The sequence below is a fragment of the Kitasatospora sp. NPDC004289 genome (genome assembly GCF_053602875.1).
Genome location: NZ_JBSGEL010000064.1, coordinates 1 through 21,849 on the forward strand (window position 1 = coordinate 1; position 21,849 = coordinate 21,849).

The 21,849-nt window shown below is 74.8% G+C and carries 26 protein-coding genes; 12 read left to right on the forward strand and 14 right to left on the reverse strand.

The annotated features are described in order from the left end of the window. Window positions 1-186 precede the first annotated feature (186 nt). Window positions 187-1,467, reverse strand: coding sequence for an MFS transporter (locus ACWEPF_RS31305; protein ID WP_452175205.1), 1,281 nt, complete (start codon window positions 1,465-1,467; stop codon window positions 187-189). Between the two features lie 79 nt (window positions 1,468-1,546). On the opposite strand from ACWEPF_RS31305, the gene ACWEPF_RS31310 reads away from it, so the two are divergent. Further along, window positions 1,547-2,533 carry an ArsR family transcriptional regulator gene (locus ACWEPF_RS31310; protein ID WP_452175206.1) on the forward strand — a complete coding sequence of 329 codons (987 nt, stop codon included), beginning with the start codon at window positions 1,547-1,549 and terminating at the stop codon, window positions 2,531-2,533. Window positions 2,534-2,653: 120 nt separating this feature from the next. Here the strand turns inward: ACWEPF_RS31310 and ACWEPF_RS31315 are convergent, their stop codons facing one another. Then, window positions 2,654-3,034 carry a hypothetical protein gene (locus ACWEPF_RS31315; protein WP_452175207.1) on the reverse strand — a complete coding sequence of 127 codons (381 nt, stop codon included), beginning with the start codon at window positions 3,032-3,034 and terminating at the stop codon, window positions 2,654-2,656. A gap of 186 nt (window positions 3,035-3,220) precedes the next feature. On the opposite strand from ACWEPF_RS31315, the gene ACWEPF_RS31320 reads away from it, so the two are divergent. After that, a complete protein-coding gene (locus ACWEPF_RS31320) occupies window positions 3,221-4,000 on the forward strand; it encodes a nucleotidyltransferase domain-containing protein (protein WP_452175208.1) in 780 nt (259 codons plus the stop codon). A gap of 95 nt (window positions 4,001-4,095) precedes the next feature. After that, the gene (locus ACWEPF_RS31325) at window positions 4,096-4,857 is read left to right on the forward strand and encodes an acyltransferase (protein ID WP_452175209.1); all 762 of its coding nucleotides are present in this window, start codon (window positions 4,096-4,098) and stop codon (window positions 4,855-4,857) included. Between the two features lie 7 nt (window positions 4,858-4,864). Here ACWEPF_RS31325 and ACWEPF_RS31330 read toward each other — a convergent pair whose 3' ends face one another. The 4 genes from ACWEPF_RS31330 to ACWEPF_RS31345 all read right to left on the reverse strand — a co-directional run bounded on the left by ACWEPF_RS31330 (window position 4,865) and on the right by ACWEPF_RS31345 (window position 8,304). Continuing rightward, window positions 4,865-5,632, reverse strand: a complete 768-nt coding sequence (locus ACWEPF_RS31330) for a class I SAM-dependent methyltransferase (RefSeq protein WP_452175210.1) — start codon at window positions 5,630-5,632, stop codon at window positions 4,865-4,867. 116 nt (window positions 5,633-5,748) lie between these two features. Beyond that, a complete protein-coding gene (locus tag ACWEPF_RS31335) occupies window positions 5,749-6,627 on the reverse strand; it encodes a carbohydrate-binding protein (RefSeq protein WP_345289490.1) in 879 nt (292 codons plus the stop codon). Between the two features lie 79 nt (window positions 6,628-6,706). Continuing rightward, a complete protein-coding gene (locus ACWEPF_RS31340) occupies window positions 6,707-7,651 on the reverse strand; it encodes an AraC family transcriptional regulator (RefSeq protein WP_452175211.1) in 945 nt (314 codons plus the stop codon). A 53-nt stretch (window positions 7,652-7,704) separates the two neighbouring features. Beyond that, window positions 7,705-8,304 carry a TetR-like C-terminal domain-containing protein gene (locus tag ACWEPF_RS31345; protein ID WP_452175212.1) on the reverse strand — a complete coding sequence of 200 codons (600 nt, stop codon included), beginning with the start codon at window positions 8,302-8,304 and terminating at the stop codon, window positions 7,705-7,707. 115 nt (window positions 8,305-8,419) lie between these two features. Here ACWEPF_RS31345 and ACWEPF_RS31350 point away from each other — a divergent pair, with 115 nt between their 5' ends. Further along, window positions 8,420-9,646 (forward strand): alpha/beta hydrolase family protein, encoded by a 1,227-nt coding sequence (locus ACWEPF_RS31350; RefSeq protein ID WP_452175213.1) that lies wholly within the window; start codon window positions 8,420-8,422, stop codon window positions 9,644-9,646. Here the strand turns inward: ACWEPF_RS31350 and ACWEPF_RS31355 are convergent. Continuing rightward, window positions 9,630-10,199 (reverse strand): HutD/Ves family protein, encoded by a 570-nt coding sequence (locus tag ACWEPF_RS31355; RefSeq protein WP_452175214.1) that lies wholly within the window; start codon window positions 10,197-10,199, stop codon window positions 9,630-9,632. The two genes, ACWEPF_RS31350 and ACWEPF_RS31355, sit on opposite strands and share 17 nt — an antisense overlap. 168 nt (window positions 10,200-10,367) lie before the next feature. Here ACWEPF_RS31355 and ACWEPF_RS31360 point away from each other — a divergent pair, with 168 nt between their 5' ends. Together ACWEPF_RS31360 and ACWEPF_RS31365 are read left to right on the forward strand one after the other, a co-directional pair. Beyond that, entirely contained in the window at window positions 10,368-11,216 is an 849-nt protein-coding gene (locus ACWEPF_RS31360; protein WP_452175215.1) for an alpha/beta fold hydrolase, read from the forward strand. A 35-nt stretch (window positions 11,217-11,251) separates the two neighbouring features. Then, window positions 11,252-11,776 carry a GNAT family N-acetyltransferase gene (locus tag ACWEPF_RS31365; protein WP_452175216.1) on the forward strand — a complete coding sequence of 175 codons (525 nt, stop codon included), beginning with the start codon at window positions 11,252-11,254 and terminating at the stop codon, window positions 11,774-11,776. A 214-nt stretch (window positions 11,777-11,990) separates the two neighbouring features. Here the strand turns inward: ACWEPF_RS31365 and ACWEPF_RS31370 are convergent, their stop codons facing one another. Further along, complete coding sequence (locus ACWEPF_RS31370) at window positions 11,991-13,217, reverse strand: MFS transporter (protein ID WP_452175217.1); 1,227 nt, start codon at window positions 13,215-13,217, stop codon at window positions 11,991-11,993. A 179-nt stretch (window positions 13,218-13,396) separates the two neighbouring features. On the opposite strand from ACWEPF_RS31370, the gene ACWEPF_RS31375 reads away from it, so the two are divergent. From ACWEPF_RS31375 to ACWEPF_RS31385, 3 genes are all read left to right on the forward strand, one after another. Next, window positions 13,397-14,656 (forward strand): ROK family protein, encoded by a 1,260-nt coding sequence (locus tag ACWEPF_RS31375; protein WP_452175241.1) that lies wholly within the window; start codon window positions 13,397-13,399, stop codon window positions 14,654-14,656. An 11-nt stretch (window positions 14,657-14,667) separates the two neighbouring features. Beyond that, a complete protein-coding gene (locus ACWEPF_RS31380) occupies window positions 14,668-15,180 on the forward strand; it encodes a DUF2199 domain-containing protein (RefSeq protein WP_452175218.1) in 513 nt (170 codons plus the stop codon). A gap of 290 nt (window positions 15,181-15,470) precedes the next feature. Further along, complete coding sequence (locus ACWEPF_RS31385; protein WP_452175219.1) at window positions 15,471-16,907, forward strand: aminotransferase class V-fold PLP-dependent enzyme; 1,437 nt, start codon at window positions 15,471-15,473, stop codon at window positions 16,905-16,907. Between the two features lie 6 nt (window positions 16,908-16,913). Here the strand turns inward: ACWEPF_RS31385 and ACWEPF_RS31390 are convergent, their stop codons facing one another. Continuing rightward, the gene (locus ACWEPF_RS31390; protein WP_452175220.1) at window positions 16,914-17,639 is read right to left on the reverse strand and encodes an SDR family oxidoreductase; all 726 of its coding nucleotides are present in this window, start codon (window positions 17,637-17,639) and stop codon (window positions 16,914-16,916) included. A gap of 103 nt (window positions 17,640-17,742) precedes the next feature. Beyond that, complete coding sequence (locus tag ACWEPF_RS31395; protein WP_452175221.1) at window positions 17,743-18,123, reverse strand: VOC family protein; 381 nt, start codon at window positions 18,121-18,123, stop codon at window positions 17,743-17,745. A gap of 157 nt (window positions 18,124-18,280) precedes the next feature. Here ACWEPF_RS31395 and ACWEPF_RS31400 point away from each other — a divergent pair, with 157 nt between their 5' ends. Together ACWEPF_RS31400 and ACWEPF_RS31405 are read left to right on the forward strand one after the other, a co-directional pair. Further along, entirely contained in the window at window positions 18,281-18,562 is a 282-nt protein-coding gene (locus ACWEPF_RS31400) for a hypothetical protein (RefSeq protein WP_449798201.1), read from the forward strand. Further along, window positions 18,559-18,858 carry a hypothetical protein gene (locus ACWEPF_RS31405; RefSeq protein WP_449798200.1) on the forward strand — a complete coding sequence of 100 codons (300 nt, stop codon included), beginning with the start codon at window positions 18,559-18,561 and terminating at the stop codon, window positions 18,856-18,858. The genes ACWEPF_RS31400 and ACWEPF_RS31405 overlap by 4 nt, the downstream gene beginning before the upstream one ends. A 99-nt stretch (window positions 18,859-18,957) precedes the next feature. On the opposite strand, the gene ACWEPF_RS31410 is transcribed toward ACWEPF_RS31405, so the two are convergent. Together ACWEPF_RS31410 and ACWEPF_RS31415 are read right to left on the reverse strand one after the other, a co-directional pair. Continuing rightward, window positions 18,958-19,737, reverse strand: a complete 780-nt coding sequence (locus ACWEPF_RS31410; protein ID WP_452175222.1) for an NPP1 family protein — start codon at window positions 19,735-19,737, stop codon at window positions 18,958-18,960. A 90-nt stretch (window positions 19,738-19,827) separates the two neighbouring features. Then, window positions 19,828-20,322, reverse strand: coding sequence for a tetratricopeptide repeat protein (locus ACWEPF_RS31415; RefSeq protein WP_452175223.1), 495 nt, complete (start codon window positions 20,320-20,322; stop codon window positions 19,828-19,830). Window positions 20,323-20,381: 59 nt separating this feature from the next. On the opposite strand from ACWEPF_RS31415, the gene ACWEPF_RS31420 reads away from it, so the two are divergent. Continuing rightward, window positions 20,382-20,597: a hypothetical protein gene (locus ACWEPF_RS31420; protein WP_452175224.1), complete on the forward strand. Its 216-nt coding sequence runs from the start codon at window positions 20,382-20,384 to the stop codon at window positions 20,595-20,597. On the opposite strand, the gene ACWEPF_RS31425 is transcribed toward ACWEPF_RS31420, so the two are convergent. Together ACWEPF_RS31425 and ACWEPF_RS31430 are read right to left on the reverse strand one after the other, a co-directional pair. Next, window positions 20,564-21,439, reverse strand: a complete 876-nt coding sequence (locus ACWEPF_RS31425) for a hypothetical protein (RefSeq protein WP_452175225.1) — start codon at window positions 21,437-21,439, stop codon at window positions 20,564-20,566. The genes ACWEPF_RS31420 and ACWEPF_RS31425 overlap by 34 nt on opposite strands. 115 nt (window positions 21,440-21,554) lie before the next feature. After that, window positions 21,555-21,740: a hypothetical protein gene (locus ACWEPF_RS31430; protein ID WP_452175226.1), complete on the reverse strand. Its 186-nt coding sequence runs from the start codon at window positions 21,738-21,740 to the stop codon at window positions 21,555-21,557. Between the last annotated feature and the right edge of the window lie 109 nt (window positions 21,741-21,849).

Below are 21,849 nucleotides of genomic sequence, written 5' to 3' on the forward strand. Positions count from 1 at the left end.
GGGGGGTGTCCCGCGCCCTAGCGCACCGTGCGGTTATTTGGCGCGTTCCCTCTTTTCTTCGTTTGGTTGTTGGTCAGTTTGTTTTTTTCCCCCGCGGGCGGGGGGGGGGGGGTGGGCCCGGGCCCACCCGGCCGGTGACAGGACTCTGACACGCCCACCCCGCCCCCGGCCAGAGCACCACGGCGATCACGTCACCGTGGCTCCCGTCACACCCGCCGTCGCCCGCCGCACCACCACCGGCATGGCCAGCGCCGCCACCGCGAAGACCGCCCCGGTCATCATCCATCCGGCCAGCCCGAGCGGCAGCACCAGCGTGGTGACCAGCACCGGACCGAGCATCAGCGCCGCCGCCTGCCCGGAGTTGAAGACGCCCTGGTAGACGCCGTGCCGCCCCTCCTGCGCGAGCTCGTAGCTGAGCGCCCACGCCGCCGCCTGGGTGGTGACCTCCCCCAGCCCCTGGAGCAGCACCGCGCCGACCACCAGCAGCGCGGCGGCCCAGCCGGGCAGCCCGTGGGCCAGGCCGAGCACCACCCAGCAGAGCCCGACCAGCAGACCCCCGTACCGGAAGACCCGGCCCGCCCCCGCGACGGTCCCGGTGCCCCGGGCGGCCCGCACCTGGAGCAGCACCACCATCAGGGTGTTGACGATCAGTGAGCCGGCCACCAGCACCCGGGGCGCCTCGGTGTGGTCGACGATCCAGAGCGGCACGCCCACCTCCAGCAGGGGGAACTGAAGGCAGAGCACCGCGTTGAGCAGGGTGACGGCCAGGAAGGTCCGGTCCCGCAGCGCCGGGTTGCGCCCGCCCGGCCCCGCCTCCGCCGGGCCGGCCCCGGCACCGCGCTCCACCGGCGGGACGGCCAGCGCGTAGAGCACCGCCACGACCGCGAAGCTCGCCGCGTCGGCCAGGATCGCGGTCACGTAGGCGCCCGGGGTGTCCACGTGCAGCACCAGCGCGGCGGCGGCCGTGCCGAGGCCGATGCCCACGTTGGTGACCACCCGCAGGTACGCCCGCCCGACCACCCGCCGCTCGGGCGGCAGCACCTCGGCGTAGAGCGCGCTGCGGACGGCGGCCGAGCCGCGGTCGGCGGTGGCCACCACGCAGGCCAGCGGCAGGAAGAGCGCGTAGTCGCGGACCACCGCGTAGCCCACCATGGCGACCGCCTCCACGGCGACCAGCCCGATCAGCACCGGCCTGACGCCCCACCGGTCGGCGGCCCGCCCCGCCGGGATGCCGGCCAGCACCCCGCAGATCCCCGCCAGGGTGAGCGCGAGGCCGACCCGGGCGGGGCCGAAGCCGAGCACCCGGGTGAAGTAGAGGACCCCGAGGGCCATGGACAGCCCGTTGCCGAGGCAGTTGACCAGGGTGATGCCGGAGAGCCGGCGGATCGTCCGGTCCGGGTGGAGCAGGCGGTCCCGGAGGCGCTCGCGGGCAGGGGAGGGCCGGGGCCCGAGGGTGGTGGAGGTCATGCACCGATCCCACCGCCTGCGGGCCGGGCGCGTAACTGATTTAGGGTATGGCTGATTCGTCGGCCCGTTGGTGGGGGAAATGCACCGGTTCCGGCTCAGCACCGAGGCGTTGGCCAACGCCTCCTTCGCCCTCTCCCCGCTCCAGGAGACCGCGCTCGGCCTGCGGATGTGGACCCACCCCGGCCGTTACCCCGTGCAGGCACCCTGGGCCCAGGTGCTCCGCCCCGCCTTCGAACGGCTGCCGGGCGCGCCGCTGCTGCTCTCCCTGGTGGGCCGCAACCGGTACGTGCCGGACTTCCTGACGCCCCGTCCGTCCACCCCGCAGCCCGACTTCCACGCCGAGCTGGCGGTGGTCCGCGCCCTGCCGCCCGAGCGGCTGGCGGTGGAGCTGCGCGCCGCCCACCTGCCGCACGAGCAGCCGCTGCCGCCGCTGCTGGCCGAGGGCCTCGCGCGCGACCCGGCGGAACTCCTCGCCCGGATCGCCGACGCGCTGGCGCAGTACTGGGAGGACTGCCTCGCCCCGCTCTGGTGGCCCCGGGCCCGGCCGGTGCTCCAGGCGGACCTGGTGCACCGCTCCCGGATCTTCGCCGAACGCGGCGCGGCGGCGCTCTTCGCGGACCTGGACCAGCGGCTGGAGTGGGCGGACGGCGTCCTGACGATCCATCGGGACTGGGGCGACGCGGACACCGACATCACGGTGGCCGCGCGGGGGCTGGTCTTCACCCCGACCTGCTTCGCCCGGGGCGCCATCACCTCGATCAGCCACGACTACCCGCCGTCGATCGTCTACCCCGCCCGGGGCCAGGGCGCGATGTCCCCCACCCCGCAGGCACCGCCGGCCCCGGCCGCCCTCGAACTCCTCCTCGGCGCCCCCAAGGCCCGCCTGCTCGCCCTGCTCGCCGAACCGGCCTCCACCACCGAACTCGCCGCCCGCCTCGGCGTCACCCCCGGCGCGGTCAGCCAGCACCTCTCGGTCCTGCACGCCACCCGCCTGGTCACCCGCACCCGCAGCGGCCGCCTCGTCCTCTACAGCCGGAGCCCGCTGGCGGACGAACTCCTCGGCTGACGCCCGCTCAGGATCCCCCCGACCACCTCGTCCGTCCCGCGCGCGTCTCCCGTGCGGGACGCCGACGCCGGGCGGAGCGGCCCTCAGCCGCGCCGCCCGGCGTCGGGTCGGGGCCGGTGGTCAGGCGTTCGCGCAGATCACGAAGACGCTGATGCCGACCGAGTTGGTGTTCCCCTGGCGGCCCAGGCCGATCCAGCCCCGCCCGTCGTCGGTCGGGAAGCTGCCGACCAGGGTGGCGTCGTTGCCGCGCGCCTCGGCCCCGCCGCCGAGGGCCCGCTTGCCGGCCGGGCAGAGGACCGTACGGCGCTGGAAGTTGGGCACGTTGGCGTTCGGCAGCGTCACCAGCTGGATGCCGTCCACGGCCCGGACGGCGGCGGCCGGCTCGGCCCGCTGCTCCGCGCCCGCCCGCTCCTCGGCCCCGGCCTGGGCGGCCATGCCCATCCCGACGGTCAGCGCCACCGCCAGCAGACCCGCCCCGAACGCTCGCTTGTTCCGCAGCATCTCTGATCCCCTTCCGAGCGGCGAGCCGATCGGTTCGGACTCGCACCACCAAGCACATCGGCCTTCCGCCGCATGGGAGTTGAGCCAAACCCCACCCCAGGGCGAACCGGAAGCACGGGCCCACGAACCATCCGCCCACCGCCCGGCCCCGCACCCGGTGGGCGTACGGCCGGTAGCGTGGCGCGGATGGAGAACGACAAGGGCCTGGACGCCGACGGACACTTCGTCAGGGAGGGCTCGCTCGACCGGGTGCGGCCGGAGTTCGCCGGGCTGGTCGACGCGGCCCGAGCCGCGATCGTGGAGACGTACGGTCCGGACCGGCTGCACAGCGGCTACCTCTACGGCTCCGTCCCGCGCGGCACCGCCCGGCCCGGCCGCTCCGACCTCGACCTGCTGCTCGCCCTGCACCGCCCGCCCACCGAGGCCGACCGCGCCGACGCGGACCGGATGGCCGCGCGGCTGGACGCCGCGCATCCGGAGGTGGACGGCGTCGGGGTGCTGCTGTTCGACACCGCCACCCTGCTCAGCGACCTGGAGCGGTACGACCTCGGCTGGTTCCTGGCCTGTCTGTGCACCCCGCTGCTCGGCCCCGACCTGGCCGCCGCCCTGCCCCGCTACCGGCCGAGCTCGCTGCTCGCCCGGGAGACCAACGGCGACTACCCGCTCCACCTGGCCCGCTGGCGGTCCGGGGAGGGGACGGTGCGCGGCATCTGCCGAGTGACCGTCAGGAGCGCCTTCACCCTGGTCATGCCGCGCTGGGGAGGCTGGACCAGCGACCTGCTGCGCTCCGCCGAGATCGCCGGGTCGTACTACCCCGGGCGTGCCGACCAGCTGCGCGCCGTGGCGCTGGCCGCGCTGGAGCCGGCCCCCGGCGGGGAGGTCCGACGGCTGGTCACCGAGGAGCTCGGCCCCTGGCTGGCCGCCGAGTACACCGCCGTGCACGGCACCAAGGCGCCCCGGCCCTGACGGTCCGCACGCTCCGCGGCCGACCGCTCCCACCTGGTGTGACCTTGCTCCCTCCGCCCTGCCCGGCGGCGGAGCGGACCGATAGCGTGGGGCGCATGTCGAACTCCAGCTCGCTGCTCACCGCCGTCCGCGACCGAGGCCGCCGTGCCGCCGGGTGGCTGGTGCACCGCGGCTGGGGGCTGGTGCAGAAGCTCGGTGCGGTCTCCAACCGGAACCCCGGGCCCTACCGCTTCCGGGAGTTGGGGGACGGGACCAAGCTGGCCTTCCCGCTCGGGGCGGTCTTCAACGAGCAGTGGATCACCATCGGCCCGTTCTCGATCATCGGCGAGCGGGTCACCATCTCGGCGGGCTTCCTGCCCGGGCTGGACCTCGGGCCGGAGCCGATCGTGCGGATCGGCGGGGGCTGCGTGATCGGCCGGGGCAGCCACGTCGTCGGCCACGAGTCGATCACCCTCGGGGACGACGTCTGGACCGGCCCGTACGTCTACATCACCGACACCGCGCACTCGTACCACGACACCGACCTGCCGATCGGCAAGCAGTGGCCGCGCAACGCGCCGGTGGAGATCGGCTCCGGGTCGTGGATCGGCACCGGGGCGGTGATCCTGCCGGGCGCCCGGCTGGGGCGCAACGTGGTGGTGGCGGCCGGATCGGTGGTCAACGGGGAGGTGCCCGACCACGCGGTGGTGGCCGGGGCGCCGGCCAAGGTGGTGCGCAGCTGGTCCGAGCTGGACGGCTGGCAGCCGCCGCTGCGGCACGAGCCGCCGACGGCGATCCCGGAGGGGGTCACCGCCGAGCAGCTGCGGGCGCTGATCGGCTGGGACCTGCGGCTGCCGGGGGAGGGCCGGGCCTCCTGACCCGGCGTCAGGCCGGTCGGCGGGCCTCGATCAGGAAGCGGGCGGAGTGGGCGACGAACGGGCCCTCCGCCTCGATCCGCTCGTGCAGCTCGCGCAGCCGGTCGCGGTACTTCTCCACGGTGAAGCCCGGCACCATCCAGACCACCTTGCGCAGGAAGTAGACCACCGCGCCGACGTCCAGGAACTCGGTGCGCAGCCGCTCCGGCCGCAGGTCGACCACCTCCAGCCCGGCCGCCCGGGCCTGCTCGGCCTCGTCCTCGGGGTGGCGGGCCCGGCGCACCTCGTCCGGGAGCGGCCCGAGGAAGTACTCCACCAGCTCGAAGACGCTGGCCGGGCCGACGTGCTGGGCGAGGTAGCTGCCGCCCGGGCGGAGCACCCGGTGGATCTCCTCCCACCAGGGGCGCACCGGGTGACGGCTGGTCACCAGGTCGAAGGCGGCGTCCGCGAAGGGCAGCGGCGGCTCGTCCTGGTCGGCCACCACCGCGACGCCCAGCGGGTGCAGCAGGGCGGTGGCCTTGGCGACGTTCGGCGGCCAGGACTCGGTGGCCACCATCAGGGAGGGGAACGGGGCGGCGCCGGCGAGCACCTCGCCGCCTCCGGTCTGCAGGTCCAGCGCGGCCCGCACTTCGGGCCGGGCCAGCCGGGCCCGGAGCGTGCGCTGGTACCCCCAGGAGGGGCGCTGCTCGGTGGCACGGCCGTCCAGCCAGGAGAAGTCCCAGCCGTCGACGGAGACGGACTCGGCCTCGGCGACGAGGTCCTCGAAGGTACGTGACATAACGGGATCATCGCGTGCGAAACGGACCGGCGGCAAATGAATTCGCCGCCGGTCCGCCCGGGGTCCCCCCTGTTCGGCCCCGGGTACTGGGGGAGGTGGAGCCGGAGGGGCCTCGGTCAGAGGCGCTGCCAGAGCGCCGGGACGTTCGGCGGCTCCCAGCCGGGGTAGGCGGTGTGGGCCTGCAGGCAGCGGTAGGTGACGCCGTTGTAGGTGACCTGGTCGCCCGCCTTGTAGCTCGCGCCGGCCTTCCAGGTGGTGGTGCCACCGGTCGGGCTGGGGGACGGGCTCGGCGTTCCGGGCGAGGACGGCGACGGCGAGGGGGACGGGGTCTGCGGCACGTTCAGCACGAAGTCGTACGTGCCCTCCTTCGCCGAGCCGATCTGACGGACGTTCATCAGCAGCCGGGCGTCGAAGATGGTGTCGGTGCTGTTGCGGGGCTCGTTCGGGAAGTACAGCTGGGTGGTGAGGATCGGCCGGTTCGGGGCCTGCACCTTGACGTGGATGTGGCGGGTGCGCCCCGGGTAGAGGCCGGGCACGATCGTGGTGAGGCTGAACGCGCCCTGGGCGTTGGTGAACTGGTGGCCGCGGAAGGTGAAGCCGGTGTTGTCGTAGGCGCCGTTCACGTCGGCCTGCCAGAAGTCCAGCAGGGCGCCGGCGATCGGCAGGCAGGCCGAGCCGAAGACGTAGCCGCTGACGGTCAGCCGGGTGCCCGGGGTGCTGTCGGTGATCAGCGAGCTGCGCAGCGGGGAGTTGGGCTTGAAGTACGGGCCCTCGGTCTGCGGGATCGTCGGGTCGTCGTGGTCGTCGCAGAACGGCGTGGGCTCCAGGTCTGCGCCGGTGCCCCGCTGGTCGCGGGCCAGGGCGCGGCCGGTGCCGATCAGCAGCGGGGCGGCGCCGGCCACGGCGAGGCCCTTGAGCATGGTCTTGCGGCTGAACCGGCGTTGGCCGGGCTCGGCCTCGGTGCCGGGCAGCTCGGGGTCGTGCTGTGCGGACATGGCGGTGGAACCTCCGGTGTGGGGGCATGACCACTGTGGGGGCGCGGTCATGACAGCCGACGGGCGGGCAGCAGTGAACCTACGGGCCGTCGGGGAGGCTCGCGATGGACGGCAGCCGGGGATCGTGGTGAATTTCTCCGACGCCCCGCTCACCGCCCCGCTCGGCGGCCCAGCCGCCCGGTTCGGCGGCCCGGCCGCGGAACTCGCCGGGGCTCATTCCGGTCTCCCTCCGGAAGAAGCGGCAGAAGTACGCCGGGTCCTCGAAGCCGCTCTCCCTGGCGACCTGACGGACCGTCAGGGAGGTGCGGGCGAGCAGCAGCTTGGCCCGCATGGTCTGCCGCTGGCGGATCAGCCGGCCGGGCGTGCGGCCGGTGGCCTGCTTCACCAGCTCGTGCAGGTGGCCGGGGGAGACGCCCAGCTCGCGGGCGCAGTCCGCCACCGAGCGCCCCGGCTCGGCGATCAACCGGCCGAAGGCGGAGGCCAGTTCGGCGGCCCGGCCGGGCGCGGCGGCACCGCCGTCCGGGGTGGCGGCGGAGGCGGCGCGCAGCGCGCGGACGACCAGGATGTGCAGGTAGGAGCGGAGCATCCCCGCGTACCCCTCCGCCAGGGTGCGGTACTCGCGGTCCAATTCGCGGAACAGCGCGGCCACTTCGCCGGCGGCCGGGCCGAGGTCGCGCCAGGGGCGGGTGGCCAGGGCGCGCAGCGCGGTGACGTCCTCCGGATGGGAGAGCAGGAAGTCCTCGTCGAACAGCAGGACTTGGCCGGTCAGGCCGTCCGCCGCCTCCCAGTGGTGCAGCTGGCCGGGGGTCACCACGTAGAGCTGCGGCGGCTCCAGCGGCCAGTGCGCCAGGTCCACCACGTGGGTGCCGCGGCCGCCGGTGACGTGGACGATCTCGTAGAAGGTGTGCCGGTGCGGGAAGTCGGCCCTGGACAGCGCTCCGATGGTGTCGAAGGAGCCGATGGCGAACGGCAGCACCTGGGGCTCGGGCACCTGTAACCGGTGGACGGGGAACTCGACGGTCATCCGTGGAGTCTGCCGCCGGGGGCCGTCAGTGGTCCAGACCAGCGTGCGATCGGTCAGGCCCGCAGGGCGGCGTGCAGCATCGCGGTCAGCCGGTCCAGGTACTCGGGCGTCGCGGGGGCCCGGACGACCGCGAGGTGCCAGTAGAGCGGCCCGGCGAGCAGGTCGAGGGCGGCCGTCAGGTCGAGCCCGGCCGGCAGTTCGCCCCGGTCGACGGCGCGGTCCAGCATCCGGGTGGCGCGGGCCCGGCGCGGGTCCCGCACGGTGCTGAGCAGGGCCTCGCCCAGTTCGTGGTTGCGGCCGCCCTCGGCGATCAGGTCGGGGAGGATCCGCAGCACGAGCGGATGGCCCAGTCCCTCGGCCATTTCGGCCAGGAAGGCCGCCAGGTCGCCCCGGAGGGTGCCGGTGTCGACCGGCTCGGGGGTGGCCGTGACCAGCTCCGAGAGGAGGGCGAGGGTCATGTCCTGCTTGGAGGACCAGCGCCGGTAGATGGCCGCCTTGCCCGCGCCGGCCCGCTTGGCCACCGCCTCCAGGGAGAGCCTGGCGTAGCCGGTCGCGGCCAGCTCGACGAAGAAGGCCTCGGTGATCGCGGCCGTCACGGAGTCCTGGAGCACGGGGCCGCCGGCCGGGCGCGGAGTGGTGGGGGTGCCTGCCATGGCCGCGATCCTACGCGATACGGAACGGTTGCGTCTCGGCTGGCGGCGGCGTACCGTCGGAGTCGTAGCCGAGACGGAACCGTTCCGTCTCGGCGCCGACGGAGGTGTGCGCACCATGAAGTTCCTGTTCGAGAACGAGTCGTTCTCCTTCGAGACCCTCCGGGCGGCCGGCTTCGCCGGCGACGCGGGCGCCGACGTGGGCGAGGTGGTGGCCACCGCCGGCCGGATCGCCGAGGGCGACGAGGACGCCTGGCTGCGGGAGTGGACGGCGACCGCCGAGCGCGTGCACGGCACCGGCGACCGCGCCCTGGCCGCCGGGGCCCGGGTCAGCGCGCGGGAGGCGCTGCTGCGCGCTTCGAACTACTACCGCACCGCCGAGTTCTTCCGCCGCGAGGACCCGGCCCACGACCCCGAGGTCCAGCGGCTCTCGGCCCTCTCCCGGGAGACCTTCGCCGCCGCGGCCGAGCTGATGGACCGTCCGGTCCGGGCGGTCACCGTCCCGTACGAGGGCACCGGCCTGCCGGGGTACCTGTTCCTGGTGGACGACTCGGGCACCCCGCGGCCCACCATCGTCTTCACCAGCGGCTTCGACTCCACCCTGGAGGAGTCCTACTTCGTCATCGCCGCCGCCGCCCTGCGCCGCGGCTACCACGTGCTCGCCTACGACGGCCCCGGCCAGGGCGCCGCGCTGCGCCTCCAGGGCCTGGTCTTCCGACCCGACTGGGAGGCGGTGGTCACGCCCGTGATCGACCACGCGCTGACCCACCCCGAGATCGACCCCGACCGGCTGGTGCTGTTCGGCTACAGCCTCGGCGGACACCTGGCGGCCCGGGCCGCCGCGTTCGAGCACCGGCTCGCCGCGCTGGTGCTCGACGACGGCCTGTACAGCTACCACGAGCCGCACCTGACCGGGATGCCGCCGTTCCTCGCGGAGTGGGTGACGGCCGGCCGGGACGACGTCGCCGGGCCCGTGCTGGACCTGGTGATGCGGACCAGCACCCAGGTCAACTGGGCGATGCGGAACGGGATGTGGACCTTCGGCGCGTCCTCGCCCTGCGACTACGTCCGACGCACCGCCGCCTACACCCTGGACGGCGTCGCCGGGCTCATCGACTGCCCGACCCTGGTCCTGGACGCCGAGGACGACCACTTCTTCCGCGGCCAGCCGCAGCGGGTCGCGGACGCCCTCACCTGCCCGCACGAGCTGGTGACGCTGCGGGAGGAGGACGGCGCGGGCGAGCACTGCCACATGGGGGCGATGGCCCGCTTCCAGCAGGTCACCTTCGACTGGCTGGACACGGTGCCGGCCCTCCGGCCCGGGCCTCTCACCCCCGCAGGGTGACCACCGCGACCACGCCGTCCACCCGCAGCCGGTCCTCGCCCTCGCCGGTCAGCAGCGCGGCGTCGTACCGCCCCAGGGAGACGTCGGCAGAGCCGAGTTCGGCGGTGCCCGCGAGGCAGACCAGCAGGACGGCGGCGCCCGGCGGGACGGTCACGTCCCGCTGGAAGTCGGCGATCTCCACCTCGGCGGAGGCCTTGCCCCGACGGGTCATCACGTTGAAGTCCACCACCGGGCCGCCGAGCAGCACGCAGTCGGTCGTGGCGTCGCCGGGGAAGGCGAACGGCCGGTACGGCTCGGCGATCCGGTGCTCGGTGCCGTCCACGGTGAGCGCCATCCCGGCGCCCTCGACCACCGTGATCACCCGGTCCACCTGCTCGAAGCGGGAGAACGGGCCGCCCTGCGCCACGTCCGCGAGGCTGACCCGCCAGTGGAAGTCCGCCAGTCCCGCCCCGGACGGGTGGCCGGCCACCTCGCGGGTGATGCCGCCGCCGTTCAGCCAGGGGGTGGCGGCGCGCTGCCCGGCCGGGAGCACCTGGACCTGAACCGTCGTCATCTTCTCGCCTCACTGCCGCTGGTGCCGGTGCCGGCCGCCCCCGCACGGAGCCTGGGACCGCCGATCCCAGGGTAAGCGCTGCTCTCCTCCCGCTCCCGGCGGCCCGGCAGAGTCTCTCCCGTCAGCAGGAGAGAGCCCCAGTGGGGCCGCACATGAGGAGCCGTCACCATGCCCGTCGTCCCCGTCGCCGATGCCCAGGTCCAGTACGACGTCACCGGCGACGCCCCCGGCGTCCCGCTGCTCCTGGTGCACGGCACCGGCTCCGCCGGAGCCGCCGTCACCTGGGGCCGGACCGCCCCGCGCTTCGCCGCCTCCCGCACCGTCCTGACCCCCGACCTCTCCGGCACCGAGCGCACCACCGACGCGGGCGGTCCGCTCACCGTCGAGGGTCTGGCCGCCCAGGTGATCGCCGTGATCGAGCACGCCGGACGCGGCCCGGTGGACCTGCTGGGCTTCTCGATGGGTGCCCCGGTCTCGGCGGCCGTCGCCGCCCTGCGGCCCGACCTGGTCAACCGCCTGGTCCTGGTGGCCGGTTGGGCCCACACCGACGGCGACGAGCACCTGCGCAACCTGTTCACCGTCTGGCGGACCGTCGGCCGCCTGCTCCCCGACTCGGACGCCTTCGGCCGCCACGTCACCATGACCGGCTTCAGCCGCGGCTTCCTCAACGCCATCGGCCGCGAGCAGGTCGAGCAGCTGGTCCCCAACCTGCCGCCCACCCCCGGCACCCTGCGGCACGTCGACCTCGACCTGGCCGTCGACATCCGTGCGCTGCTGCCCCGCGTCACCGCGCGGACGCTGGTGATCGGCGGCACCCAGGACGCCACCGTCCCGGTGGAGCACAGCCGGGAGCTGGCGGCCGCGCTCCCCTCGGCGCGGTACGCCGAGGTGGACGCCGGGCACGTGCTCTTCTTCGAGCGGGAGGACGAGTTCGTCGCCCTGGTGGAGGACTTCCTGGGCTCGGCCACGGGTGACGGAAATGCGCGGGCGGAGCGGGGGCTGGTTCGGGCAGCATGACGCCGTTCGGATCCCTGCGGTGAGAGGCGGTAGCGGTGGCGGCGGTCTTCGAGACGGAGCGGTTGGTCGTGCGGCAGTGGGAGGAGGGGGACCTGGAGCGGGCCCTCGACACCTACTCGCGCTGGGAGGTGGCGCGCTGGCTGGGCGCCACGCCCCGGGCCTGGGAGGGACGGGCGGACGCGGAGGCCTTCCTGGAGCGCTGCCGGATCCGCTCGGCGGATCCCCGCCACGGGGTCTGGGCGCTCGAACGGCGGGACACGGGGGTGGTGGCGGGCTCCGTGCTGCTGGTGCCGCTGCCGGGCGGCGACGGCGAGGTGGAGGTCGGCTGGCACCTCCACCCCGACAGCTGGGGGAACGGCTTCGCCACCGAGGCCGCCCGGGGCGCCCTGGCCAAGGGCTTCGCGGAGGGCCTGACGGAGATCCACGCGGTCGTGTACCCGGGCAACGAGCCGTCCATGGCCGTCTGCCGCCGCCTCGGCATGAGCGCCCAGGGGCGCACCTCGCGCTGGTACGGCGTCGAGCTGGAGGCCTTCCGGATCGGGCGGCCTGACGCTTCGTAGCGATCGCTACGGGAGCGCGGAGCGTACGCGGCAGCCCCGGTGGGTGCGTACGTGGTTACCCCGGGGGCGCGAGGAACGGCGCGGTTCGGAGGCGGCTCGCCTGCACCTCATGCACCGTCAGCCAGTTGCAGGTGCTGCTGTTCCCCTGCGCGCAGTTCCTCGCGCCCCTGGGGCCTTCGGCCCCGAGGGCGCTGCCCTTCGGGGCGACGGGCCGTCAGGCCGCGCGGCGGGGGCGGGTGGCCAGGGCGAGGGCTCCGGCCAGGGCGGCGGCCGCCGCGACGGTGGTGAGGGCCAGCGGGAGGCTGGTGGCGTCGGCGAGGAAGCCGATCACCGGGGGGCCGACGAGCATGCCCGCGTAGCCGAGGGTCGAGGCGGTGGCCACGCCCCGGGGGCCGCCGATGGCTCCGGCCTGGGCGATGGCGAGGGGGAAGACGTTGGCCAGGCCGAGGCCGACCAGGACGAAGCCGGCCAGGGCCGCGGTCAGGGTCGGGGCGAAGGCCGCGAGCAGCATCCCGGCGCAGGCGGTCAGGCCGCCGCCCAGGACCACCCGGGTCTGCCCGAGCCTGACGGCCAGCCAGGTGCCGCCGAGCCGTCCGGCCGTCATCGCGAAGGCGAAGGCGGCGTAGCCGGTGGCCGCCGCTCCGGCGCCCACCTTGACGTCGTCGGTGAGGTGCAGGGTGGCCCAGTCCGCGAGCGCGCCCTCGCCGTAGGCGGTGAAGAGCGCGGTCAGGCCGAGCAGGACGACCAGGAGGCGGCCGTGCCGGGCGGGCCGGGGAGCGGCGGAGGCGGTGGAGGGAGCGTCGGGCTTGCGGGGGGCCGGCTGCGGGGCGCGCAGCAGCACCGCTCCGGCGACGGCGGTGACGAGCAGGCCGAGTGCTCCGCCGAGGGCCAGCGCCCAGGCGGTGGAGAGCGAGCCGGAGAGCAGGCCGCCGGCCGCCGCGCCGAGCAGGCCGCCGAGGCTGTAGCCCGCGTGGAAGCTCGGCATGACGGGCCGTCGGAGTTCCTCGACCAGGTCGACGGCGGCGCTGTTCATCGCGACGTTGGCCGCACCGTAGCCGGCCCCGAAGAGCAGCAGGACGCCGCCGAGCACGCCGACCGAGGAGGTGTGGGCGGGGAGCACCACGGCCAGGCTGAGCAGGGCCAGCGAGCCGACCGTCACGGGGCGGCTGCCGTAGCGCACGCAGAGCCGCCCGACCAGGGCCATGGTGGCCACCGCGCCGGCGGAGATGCAGAGCAGGGCCAGCCCGAGGGCGCTGTGCGAAGCGTTGACCTGGGCCCGGACGTCCGGGATGCGGACCACCCAGGAGGCGAACAGGAAGCCGTCCACGGCGAAGAACGCGGTGAGGGCGGTGCGGGCGGCGGGCCAGGAGCGGGAGCGGACGGGGCCGGCCGGGTGAAGGTGGGCTGCGGAACGGGCGCGTGTTTTGTTCAGTAGCGGCACAAAAGCACAATAGACGAGTGCCGCACACGCCTTCAAGCCCGAACCCGCCCGGCAGCACGGGCCCCCGCCCGACGGAGCACTCGACGGAGCGCCCGAGGGAGCGCCCGAGGGAGCGTCAGACCGACCGCCCGGTGGAGCGTCAGCCGGACCACCCGACGGTGCGTCAGACCGCCGGAGCCCTGGCCGCCGCCCTCCCGCGCCTCGCCGCCGCCGAGGGCTCCGGCACGCAGGGGCGCCGGGCCGCGCCCGACCGGGGTCGTACGCTGCTCGGCCCCGCGCTCGCGCTGGTGCACACCGGCCAGGCGCCGACCCGGTCGGTGCTCACCGGCGCGCTGGAGGTGACCCGGGCCACCGCCGGCGCGGTCAGCGCCGAGCTGGAGGCGCTCGGGCTGATCACCGTCGACTCCAGCCCCGCCGGCGGCGGCCGCGGCCGCCCCTCGCACCGGCTCTCCATCGACCCCTCCGGCCCGGTGGTGACGGCGGCTCAGCTGCACGCGGACGGCATCAGCGTGGCGCTGGCCGGGTTGGGCGGGCAGTTGGAGCCGCCCGTCCACCTGCCGCTGCCCGCCGCCACCGACCCGGTCCGGCTGCTGCGCGCCGTCGCCGAGGCCGGGGCCGCGCTGGCCCGGGCCTCCTCCCGCCGCTGCCTCGGGGCCGCTCTCGCGCTGCCCAACCCCGTCACCGAGCCGGACGGCACGGCGCTCGCGGCGCTGCACTTCTCCTGGCCCAGCGGCACCCCCGTGGCCGACCTGTACGCCGAGGAGGTCCGCAAGGCCGACCACGGACCGCGCGCGCTCAGCCCCTTCCCGAGCGCCGTCGCCAACGACGCCAACCTGGCCGCCCTGGCCGAGCACCGGCACGGCGCGGGCCGGGGCGCCCGCCACGTCCTGCTGGTCACCTCCGGCCACCGGGGCGTCGGCGGGGCACTGGTGATCGACGGACGGCTGCACACCGGCAGTGCCGGACTGGCCCTGGAGGTCGGCCACCTGACGGTCGATCCGCAGGGCCGCCGCTGCCTCTGCGGCAACCAGGGCTGCCTCAACTCCGAGACCGACCCCGAGGCGCTCTTCGCCGCGGCCGGACGCACCCCCGACCCGGCCCGGCCCCTGCTCGCCCAGGCCCGCGAGCTCGCCGCGGACCCCTCGGCCCTGCCCGCCGTCCACCACGTGGTCGACCGCCTCGGCCTCGGCCTGGCCGGGCTGGTCAACATCCTCAACCCCGACCGCATCGTGCTCAGCGGCCTCCACCTCGACCTGCTCGCCGCCGCCCCCGAGCGCCTCGCCTCGGTGGTCGCCGAACGCTGCCTCTGGGGACGCAGCGGCCGGGTCCCCATCGTCCCGGCCGAGGTCACCCACGCCGGGCTGGTCGGCGCCGCCGAACTGGCCTGGGCCCCGTACCTCCACGACCCCCAGTCGGTGCTGCCGGCGGGTGGTGCGTAAGCTCACCGCCCATGTCCCACGCACACGACTGCGCCTGCTGCGGCGAGCACCACGACGGCCCGCCGATGGCGTATGCCCCCACCGACCCGCCCGGCTGGAAGCGCTCCTACCGCTTCCGGCGGGACAGCTTCCTGTCGGGGGAGCAGTGCGTGATCAAGGGCGAGCACTTCTACGTGCGCGGCGTGGTCCGGCTGCCGGTGACCGACGCCGAGGAGGACTTCGACTGGGGCGTCTGGGTCTCCCTCAGCCGGGACAGCTTCGACCGGATGCGCGACCGCTGGGAGGACCCGGCCCGGACCGAGGAGCCGCCGTACTTCGGCTGGCTCTGCACCGAGCTGCCGTACGACGAGTCCACGCTGCTGCTCAAGACCCACGTCCACACCCAGGCCGTCGGCACCCGTCCGCTGATCGAGCTCGAACCCACCGACCACCCGCTGGCGGTCGAGCAGCGCGAGGGCATCACCACGGCCCGGGTCCGCGCGTTCGCCGAAATCCTGATGGGCCCGCAGGTCGCGGACCGGTAGCCTCCCGGCACCGCACGGCTGCGGGAGGTGCTGGGCCGGGCGGAGCGGGTCGTGATCACCGAGGCGCTGCCCGGGCAGGAGGACGCGCCGCGACGACGCGCCGGCGGCTGGGGAAGGGCAGCTACGGCTGACCCGAAGTCCTCTTTCGACAAAGGGGGTTGGGGAATCCGAGCAGCTGGAGTGGCAGCAGTCCGGCATTGGCCGGAGGATGGCAGCACACCAGTCAGGTGACCCGGAGGTCCGGCCGTTGGTGGCACTCCGGGGCGGGGACGCGGCAGGGAGTAGTGGCCATGGCCGGCTCCAACGGGGGTGCGAGCGGGGGAGCGAAGGGGGCCGGGGGCGAGCGGGACTTCGCGGCGCTGCGGGCGGCGGACTTCCCCTACCTGGACGCCTCCGGGCAGGCGTACCTCGACTACACGGGCGCCGCGCTGCCGCCGCTCTCCCTCGTGCGCGGCCACGCCGAGCGGCTGGCCTCGGCGGTGTACGGGAACCCGCACTCGGCCAGCCCCTCCTCCGGGCTCTCCACCCGGCTGGCCGAGGAGGCGCGGCGGGCGGTGCTGGAGTTCTGCGGGGCCCCGGCCGAGGAGTACGTGGTGGTCTTCACGCCGAACGCGACCGGGGCGCTGCGCCTGGTGGCGGAGGCGTACCCGTTCGGGCCGGAGCGCGGGCTGCTGATGCTCGGTGACGACCACAACTCGGTGCTGGGGATCCGCCGTTACGCCCGCCCGGCCGGAGCGCCGGTCACCGTGGTCGCGCCCGGTCCGCAGCTGCGGACCGGCACCGCCGACCTGCTCGACGGCCTCGCGGAGGCGGAGCTGAACGGCGGGCCCGGGCTGTTCGCCTTCCCCGCGCAGTCCAACGCGACCGGGGTGCGGCACCCGCTGGAGTGGGTGGAGCTGGCCCGGGCCCGGGGCTGGCAGGTGCTGCTGGACGCGGCGGCCTACCTCCCGACCGGCCCGCTCGACCTGACTGCGGTGCCCGCCGACTACGTGGCGCTCTCCTGGTACAAGATCACCGGCTATCCGAGCGGCGTCGGCTGTCTGATCGCCCGTCGGGAGTCGCTGGAGGTGCTGCGGCGGCCGTGGTTCGCCGGGGGCACCGTGCTCGCCTCCTCCTCGCACACCGACTGGCACCTGCCCGCCCCGGCGCCCGAGGGCCTGGAGGACGGCACGCTGGCCTTCCTCTCCCTCCCCGACGTCACCGCCGCCGCCCGCTGGCACACCGCCCTCGGCTACCCGGCGCTGCGCGAGCACACCGGCCGGCTGACCGTGCGGCTGCTCGACGGCCTGACCGGGCTGCGGCACCCCGACGGCGCCCCGGCCGTCCACCTGCTCGGGCCTGCCGACACCGAGGCCCGAGGTCCCACGGTCACCTTCAACCTGCTCCGGCCGGACGGCAGCGAGATGGACGAGCGGCTCTGCCAGCGGGCCGCCTCGGCCGCCGGGGTGAGCATCCGCACGGGGTGCTTCTGCAACCCCGGGGTGGCCGAGCAGTACAACGAGCTGACGCCCGAGCTGGTCGGCGCCGTACTGGCGGGCGCGGGCCCGGCGGACCTGGCGGACGTGGACGACTACCTGCGGCTGCTCCCGGTCCGGGCGCAGGGGGCGGTGCGGGCCTCGGTCGGGGCGGCCACGGCGGCGGCGGACGTCGACCGGCTGCTGACGGTCTGCCAGGACCTGGTGGAGCGTCAGCAGCCGGATCCGAGCGATCCCCGGACCGGGTGCTGAGCGGGTTCAGCCCTGCTGGCCGGTGGCGGCGAGCACGATCTCCCGTACCGTCACCTGCGGCGGCTGCCCGTACGCGTACGCGACCGCCTGGGCCACCGCCTCCGGGTCGAGCGCCCCGCCGGCCGACTCCTTCCAGGCCTGGTAGTCCTGCTTGATCCGGTCGTCGGTGGTGTGCGAGAGCAGCTCCGTCTCGACCGCGCCGGGGGCGATCACCACCACCCGGACCCCGCTGGGGGCCAGCTCCTCGCGCAGGTTCTCCGACATGGCGTGCACCGCGAACTTGGTGCCCACGTACGCGGTGTGGTTCGGGAAGGTCTTGCGGCCGGCGACCGAGCTGATGTTGACGATCGTGCCGCGGCCCCGGGCCACCATGCCCGGCAGCACGGCGTGGATGCCGTACAGCACGCCCTTCACGTTGAGGTCGATCATCCGCTCCCACTCGTCCGGGTCCTGGTCGGCGATCCGGCCGAGCAGCATCGCCCCGGCGTTGTTGACGATCGCGTCGGCCGGGCCGTACGCCTCCTCGGCCTCGCGGACGGCCGCCGCCACGGCCTGACGGTCCGTGACGTCCACCTTGCGGCAGAGGGCGTCCGGCAGGCCGAGCGACTCCAGCCGGTCCAGCCGGCGGGCCAGCAGGAGCAGCGGGTGGCCCAGGGCGGACATCCGGCGGGCGGTGGCCGCGCCGATGCCGGAGCTGGCGCCGGTGATCACGATCAGGGGAGCGGAGGGCACGGCGGGATCCTCTCGGGCCGGGTGGTGGTCTGCCGGGATTCAGCAGACCACCGCCCGCGCCGGGCCGCCACGGCAGCGCCGCGTCCGGGTCAGGCCCCGGAGGTCAGACGTCCTGCGGGTACCAGCGCAGCTCGACGGTGTTGCCGTCCGGGTCCTTCAGGTAGACCGACTGGGCGTCGCCCCGGGCACCGAAACGGCCGTCCGGGCCGTCGATCACGTCGAGGGCGCCGGAGTCGATCACCTCCTGCCAGTCCAGCGGGTCGACCACCAGACAGAAGTGGTCCACGTTGGATGCCTCCCGCGGGCGGGCGAACAGGTCGATGATCGTGCCCTCGGAGACCCGGACGGACGGGAACGACACCTTCCCGGCCCGCCACTCCTCCACCCGCACGCCCTCCAGGCCGAGCGTCTCCGTGTAGAACGCCAGCGAACGCTCCACGTCCCCGACGTTCAGCACCAGGTGGTCGAAACCCTTCACGCGCATGACAACCCCCGTCTCGGAGCGGGGTGCCCTTGCTGACGCCCCGTCAGTGGATCTTAACCACAGGGCCCGGCTTCGTCGCTTGCCGCTGGATCGTCGCGGACCAGGTCTCCGATGGGGGAGACTGGACATGCCCGCACCCACGAGTACCGGAGGCACGGTGAGCGCCGCACCCCTGCACGGCCACCAGGACGGGAAGCAGCCGATCCCCCGCACCCAGGACGCCGTCGCCGCTGCCCTCCCCCCGGCACAGCGGATGGAGTTCTACCGCGAGATGGGCGAGGCCACCGACGAGGAGATCGGCGGGGTCCTGCGCCGATGGTGGCTGCGTGCAGAGCTCTACCGCGACCCGGAGGGCGACCGCATCCATGCCGCCGTCCAGGCCGGCACCGCTCCGGGAACGTCCGCCTCCGCAGTCCTTCGTCGGCTGGGAGAGCGGTGAGCGATTTCGGGTTCGACGGGCCCGAACACGACGAGGACGACCCGATCACCCTCTCCCCGGCGGCGGAGGAGGTGTTGGGTGACCCGAAGACCCCGGCGGAGGTGTTCTCCGCGATGGTCGCCTTCCTGGTGGACCTGCGGGAGAACCCCTTCCCGCACCTGAGCATGCCGGTGCCGGGCCGGCCGGGTATGCACTCGGCGCCGCTGCGGCACGACCTGGGCCTGGTGGAGTACGCGGTGAACGAGAACACCGAACCGCCGACGATCTACATCTCCCGGATCCTGCGGGCGGACTGACCGGCCCTCGTCAGTCCCGCGGAGCGTGCGCACCCGCGAGACTGACGCACCCTCGTCATCATCGGGAGTCGAATGCCGGGGTCCCCGCCGGGGCCGGACTCAGGACCAGGGGTCGAAGGGGATGCCGGCGGGCTTGGAGGCGTTCAGCAGGTTGCGGAAGCGGTCGTCCTTGTCGGTGGTCTTGATGGTGGCGGCGCCGAAGTCGGCGTTGTTGAGGCGGTCGCGGAGTTCGGTGCTGGGCCAGCCGTTCCAGTCCACGATCGGGGGCTGGCGCCAGGAGTGGTAGTGGTTCTCCGGGGGCTCGTCGTTGGCGTTGGCGAGGCGGAAGAGGTGGGTCAGGGCCGGGAGGCCGTCCTTGTGGTAGACCACCTTGGGGTGGGTGCCGTCGAAGCGGACCGCGGAGCGCGGGTAGGTGGACTGGCCGCTGTGCTGGGTGACCGTCAGGTACTCGACCTGGTTGGAGGCCTGGTTCACCCAGGAGATGACGTGCTCCCAGTCGTGGCGGTGGCCGCAACAGCCGCTCACCGTCTGGTCCTTCTCGAAGTAGCTGGCGTAGACGATCGCGCACCAGCCGTTGTTGCACTTCGAGCGGGCGTAGGTCTGCGAGCGGTCCAGGTCGGACTGGTCGTGGCAGCTGCCGTTCACCGCGCCGCTGGTCTTGAGGCCGGGGTTGAGGGTGCCGTCGGGCGCGATGGCCGCGACGGCGTAGCAGCCGTCGGTGTCGTAGTCGTACGCGGGGGAGAAGGAGGCCTCGTAACCCCCGGCCCGCTGCGGGAGGTTGGGGAGGGAGTCGGCCCGGGCGGTGGCGGTGGAGAGCCCGAGCAGGAGGACGCCGGCGCCGAGCAGGGTGCCGGTGCGGCGGGCTGTGCGGTGGGCCATGCGGTGCTCCTCTTGTCGTGGACACTGACGGAGGAGCTTAGGGCCAGGGAGCGCTCTCCGGGTGAAATCCGGCGGTCCGGCCGGCGAATCTCAGCCCGGCCCGGCGGCCGCGCGCAGGGCGGCCTCGGTGGAGGCCACCAGGGAGGCGTCGCCGAGGAGTTGGCGCAGGGTCAGGGCTTCGGTGAGCAGGGTCCGGGCCTCGGCGAGGCGGCCCTGGTCGGTGCGGTGCTTGCCGAGGTGCTGGAGGCAGAAGTGCACCAGGCCGGGGTGGTCGGCGCGGGCCAGGCGGAGGGCCTCGCGGTAGTGCGGCTCGGCCGCGTCGAGGGCGCCGGCGTAGCGGTGGGCGTCGCCGAGGTTGATCCGGACCGCGACCCGGGTCGGGCCTTCGGCCGCGGCGAGGGCCCGCTCCAACAGGGCGGTGGCGTCCGGGAGTCGGCCGAGGGCGAGGAGGGCGACGCCTGCCTGTCGCAGCTCGCGGGCGCCGGTCGGCGCGGTGGCGAGGAGGGCGGTGAGGTGCTGCTCCAGGGCCGGGCGGTCGGTGGGGACCATGCGGCCGCCGGGGTCGAGGGTGATGAGGTGGTCCACGGACGGAGTGTGGCAGGGGCGGGTGACGGCGGGGCGGGGTGGTGGTCGATGATGGTCGGATGATCTACCGGGCGAACATGGTGGTGGCGGTTGTCGGGGTGGTGTGCGGGGCGCTGCTCCTGATCACCGCCGTTCGGGCGCAGGGCGAGGGCGGGGCGGTCGGGTGGACCGTGCTGGCCGCCGGAGTGCTGCTGGTGGCCGTCCTGTGGCTGGTGCTGGAGGTGCGGCAGGGGCGGCGCCGTCAGCGGGCGGCGGCGGGGAGCGGGAAGGTGTAGCTGCGAGGACGGGCGCAGGACTGGCAGGGGGCGGAGACGCGCAACTCGGTCCGGGTGCGGGCGAGTTGCCAGTGGCAGGAGAGGCTGCCGCAGGGGCAGGGCCGTCCGGCGGCCTCGGCCAGGGCGTCGAGGGCGGAGGCGGGGACCGCCTCGACCGCTGCCGGGGGGTCGGCGGGGGCGCGCTCCTGGCGCCTCCACGGCGGCGGGACGGGTGGCTCGGTCCGGCCCTGGCCCGCGCAGTCGACGCAGCGGCCCGGTCCGGCCTGGCCGCCCCAGCACTGGCAGCGGCCGTAGGTCATCCGTCCTGGGGTGTGGTGGCGGCCGGTGCCCTCGCAGATCAGGCAGATGCCCCAGCCCTGGCAGTCGGAGCAGAGCAGGCCGGTGCCGGTGCTCAGGGTGTGCAGCGGCTGGCGCAGGCCCTCCCGGCCGGCGACGAAGACCACCGGGGTGTGGGCGGAGAGGGTGATCACGCCCGTGCCGCGGCCCTGATGGGCCGTCACCTCGATGCCGTCCCGCTTGGCGCTGGCCCAGGCGGTGCCCTCGGTGTGGCCGGTCCAGCGGTGGGCCTTCCAGCCCGCCGCGGTGAAGGCGGTGGTCACGTCATCGAACTGCTCGGTGCCGAGCCCGCGTTCGACCGCGACCAGGGCGAAGTACCGCTGTCCGACCGGCTGGTCGTGCAGTTCCTGGGTGTCGGTCCACTCACGGACCGTCAGCGGCGGCGGCCCGGTGGCCAGGACGGCGGCGACGGCGAGCAGCTCGGTGCGGAGCCGGTCGGCGCTGTGCTCGGCGGGTCGTTCGGGTGCTGGTTCGGTGTCTGGTTCGGTGTCTGGTTCGGTATCCATCGCGGCAAACCCCCGGGTGGGTGGCCGCGCGGCTCTCGCACGCCCCCGGGGTGATCCTGCCAGCGTCGGTGCGCCCGCGGAACACCGCCGAACGGCGGGTGCCGGGCGCGGACGGTCAGGCGCGGCGGAAGACGGAGCGGCGCGGGGTGCGGCGGAAGCGCCGCTCGTTGCGGGGCAGGGCGGCCAGGCGGTCGGCCTCGTGGCCGGGGACGCGGGCCGGGGCGCCGGAGCCGGTGTCGCGGGCGGGGCTGCCGACGTAGAGGTCGGTGAGGGCGGCGGCGAGCAGGGTGAGGTCGCTCATGGCGGGGTTCCCTTCCGGGGAGTCCGGGGAGTCCGTGTGGAGTGGCTCCAGCCTGACCCGCCGTCATGACGGGGGCTTTGCCGGTGGATCTCGGCCCGGTGCCGGGTCG

Excerpts from the sequence above, each read along its gene's own strand:
- ACWEPF_RS31305 (WP_452175205.1), bottom strand. The coding sequence starts at position 1,467 with ATGACCTCCACCACCCTCGGGCCCCGGCCCTCCCCTGCCCGCGAGCGC.
- ACWEPF_RS31310 (WP_452175206.1), top strand. The coding sequence starts at position 1,547 with ATGCACCGGTTCCGGCTCAGCACCGAGGCGTTGGCCAACGCCTCCTTC.
- ACWEPF_RS31315 (WP_452175207.1), bottom strand. The coding sequence starts at position 3,034 with ATGCTGCGGAACAAGCGAGCGTTCGGGGCGGGTCTGCTGGCGGTGGCG.
- ACWEPF_RS31320 (WP_452175208.1), top strand. The coding sequence starts at position 3,221 with ATGGAGAACGACAAGGGCCTGGACGCCGACGGACACTTCGTCAGGGAG.
- ACWEPF_RS31325 (WP_452175209.1), top strand. The coding sequence starts at position 4,096 with ATGTCGAACTCCAGCTCGCTGCTCACCGCCGTCCGCGACCGAGGCCGC.
- ACWEPF_RS31330 (WP_452175210.1), bottom strand. The coding sequence starts at position 5,632 with ATGTCACGTACCTTCGAGGACCTCGTCGCCGAGGCCGAGTCCGTCTCC.
- ACWEPF_RS31335 (WP_345289490.1), bottom strand. The coding sequence starts at position 6,627 with ATGTCCGCACAGCACGACCCCGAGCTGCCCGGCACCGAGGCCGAGCCC.
- ACWEPF_RS31340 (WP_452175211.1), bottom strand. The coding sequence starts at position 7,651 with ATGACCGTCGAGTTCCCCGTCCACCGGTTACAGGTGCCCGAGCCCCAG.
- ACWEPF_RS31345 (WP_452175212.1), bottom strand. The coding sequence starts at position 8,304 with ATGGCAGGCACCCCCACCACTCCGCGCCCGGCCGGCGGCCCCGTGCTC.
- ACWEPF_RS31350 (WP_452175213.1), top strand. The coding sequence starts at position 8,420 with ATGAAGTTCCTGTTCGAGAACGAGTCGTTCTCCTTCGAGACCCTCCGG.
- ACWEPF_RS31355 (WP_452175214.1), bottom strand. The coding sequence starts at position 10,199 with ATGACGACGGTTCAGGTCCAGGTGCTCCCGGCCGGGCAGCGCGCCGCC.
- ACWEPF_RS31360 (WP_452175215.1), top strand. The coding sequence starts at position 10,368 with ATGCCCGTCGTCCCCGTCGCCGATGCCCAGGTCCAGTACGACGTCACC.
- ACWEPF_RS31380 (WP_452175218.1), top strand. The coding sequence starts at position 14,668 with ATGTCCCACGCACACGACTGCGCCTGCTGCGGCGAGCACCACGACGGC.
- ACWEPF_RS31385 (WP_452175219.1), top strand. The coding sequence starts at position 15,471 with ATGGCCGGCTCCAACGGGGGTGCGAGCGGGGGAGCGAAGGGGGCCGGG.
- ACWEPF_RS31395 (WP_452175221.1), bottom strand. The coding sequence starts at position 18,123 with ATGCGCGTGAAGGGTTTCGACCACCTGGTGCTGAACGTCGGGGACGTG.
- ACWEPF_RS31410 (WP_452175222.1), bottom strand. The coding sequence starts at position 19,737 with ATGGCCCACCGCACAGCCCGCCGCACCGGCACCCTGCTCGGCGCCGGC.
- ACWEPF_RS31420 (WP_452175224.1), top strand. The coding sequence starts at position 20,382 with ATGATCTACCGGGCGAACATGGTGGTGGCGGTTGTCGGGGTGGTGTGC.
- ACWEPF_RS31425 (WP_452175225.1), bottom strand. The coding sequence starts at position 21,439 with ATGGATACCGAACCAGACACCGAACCAGACACCGAACCAGCACCCGAA.
- ACWEPF_RS31430 (WP_452175226.1), bottom strand. The coding sequence starts at position 21,740 with ATGAGCGACCTCACCCTGCTCGCCGCCGCCCTCACCGACCTCTACGTC.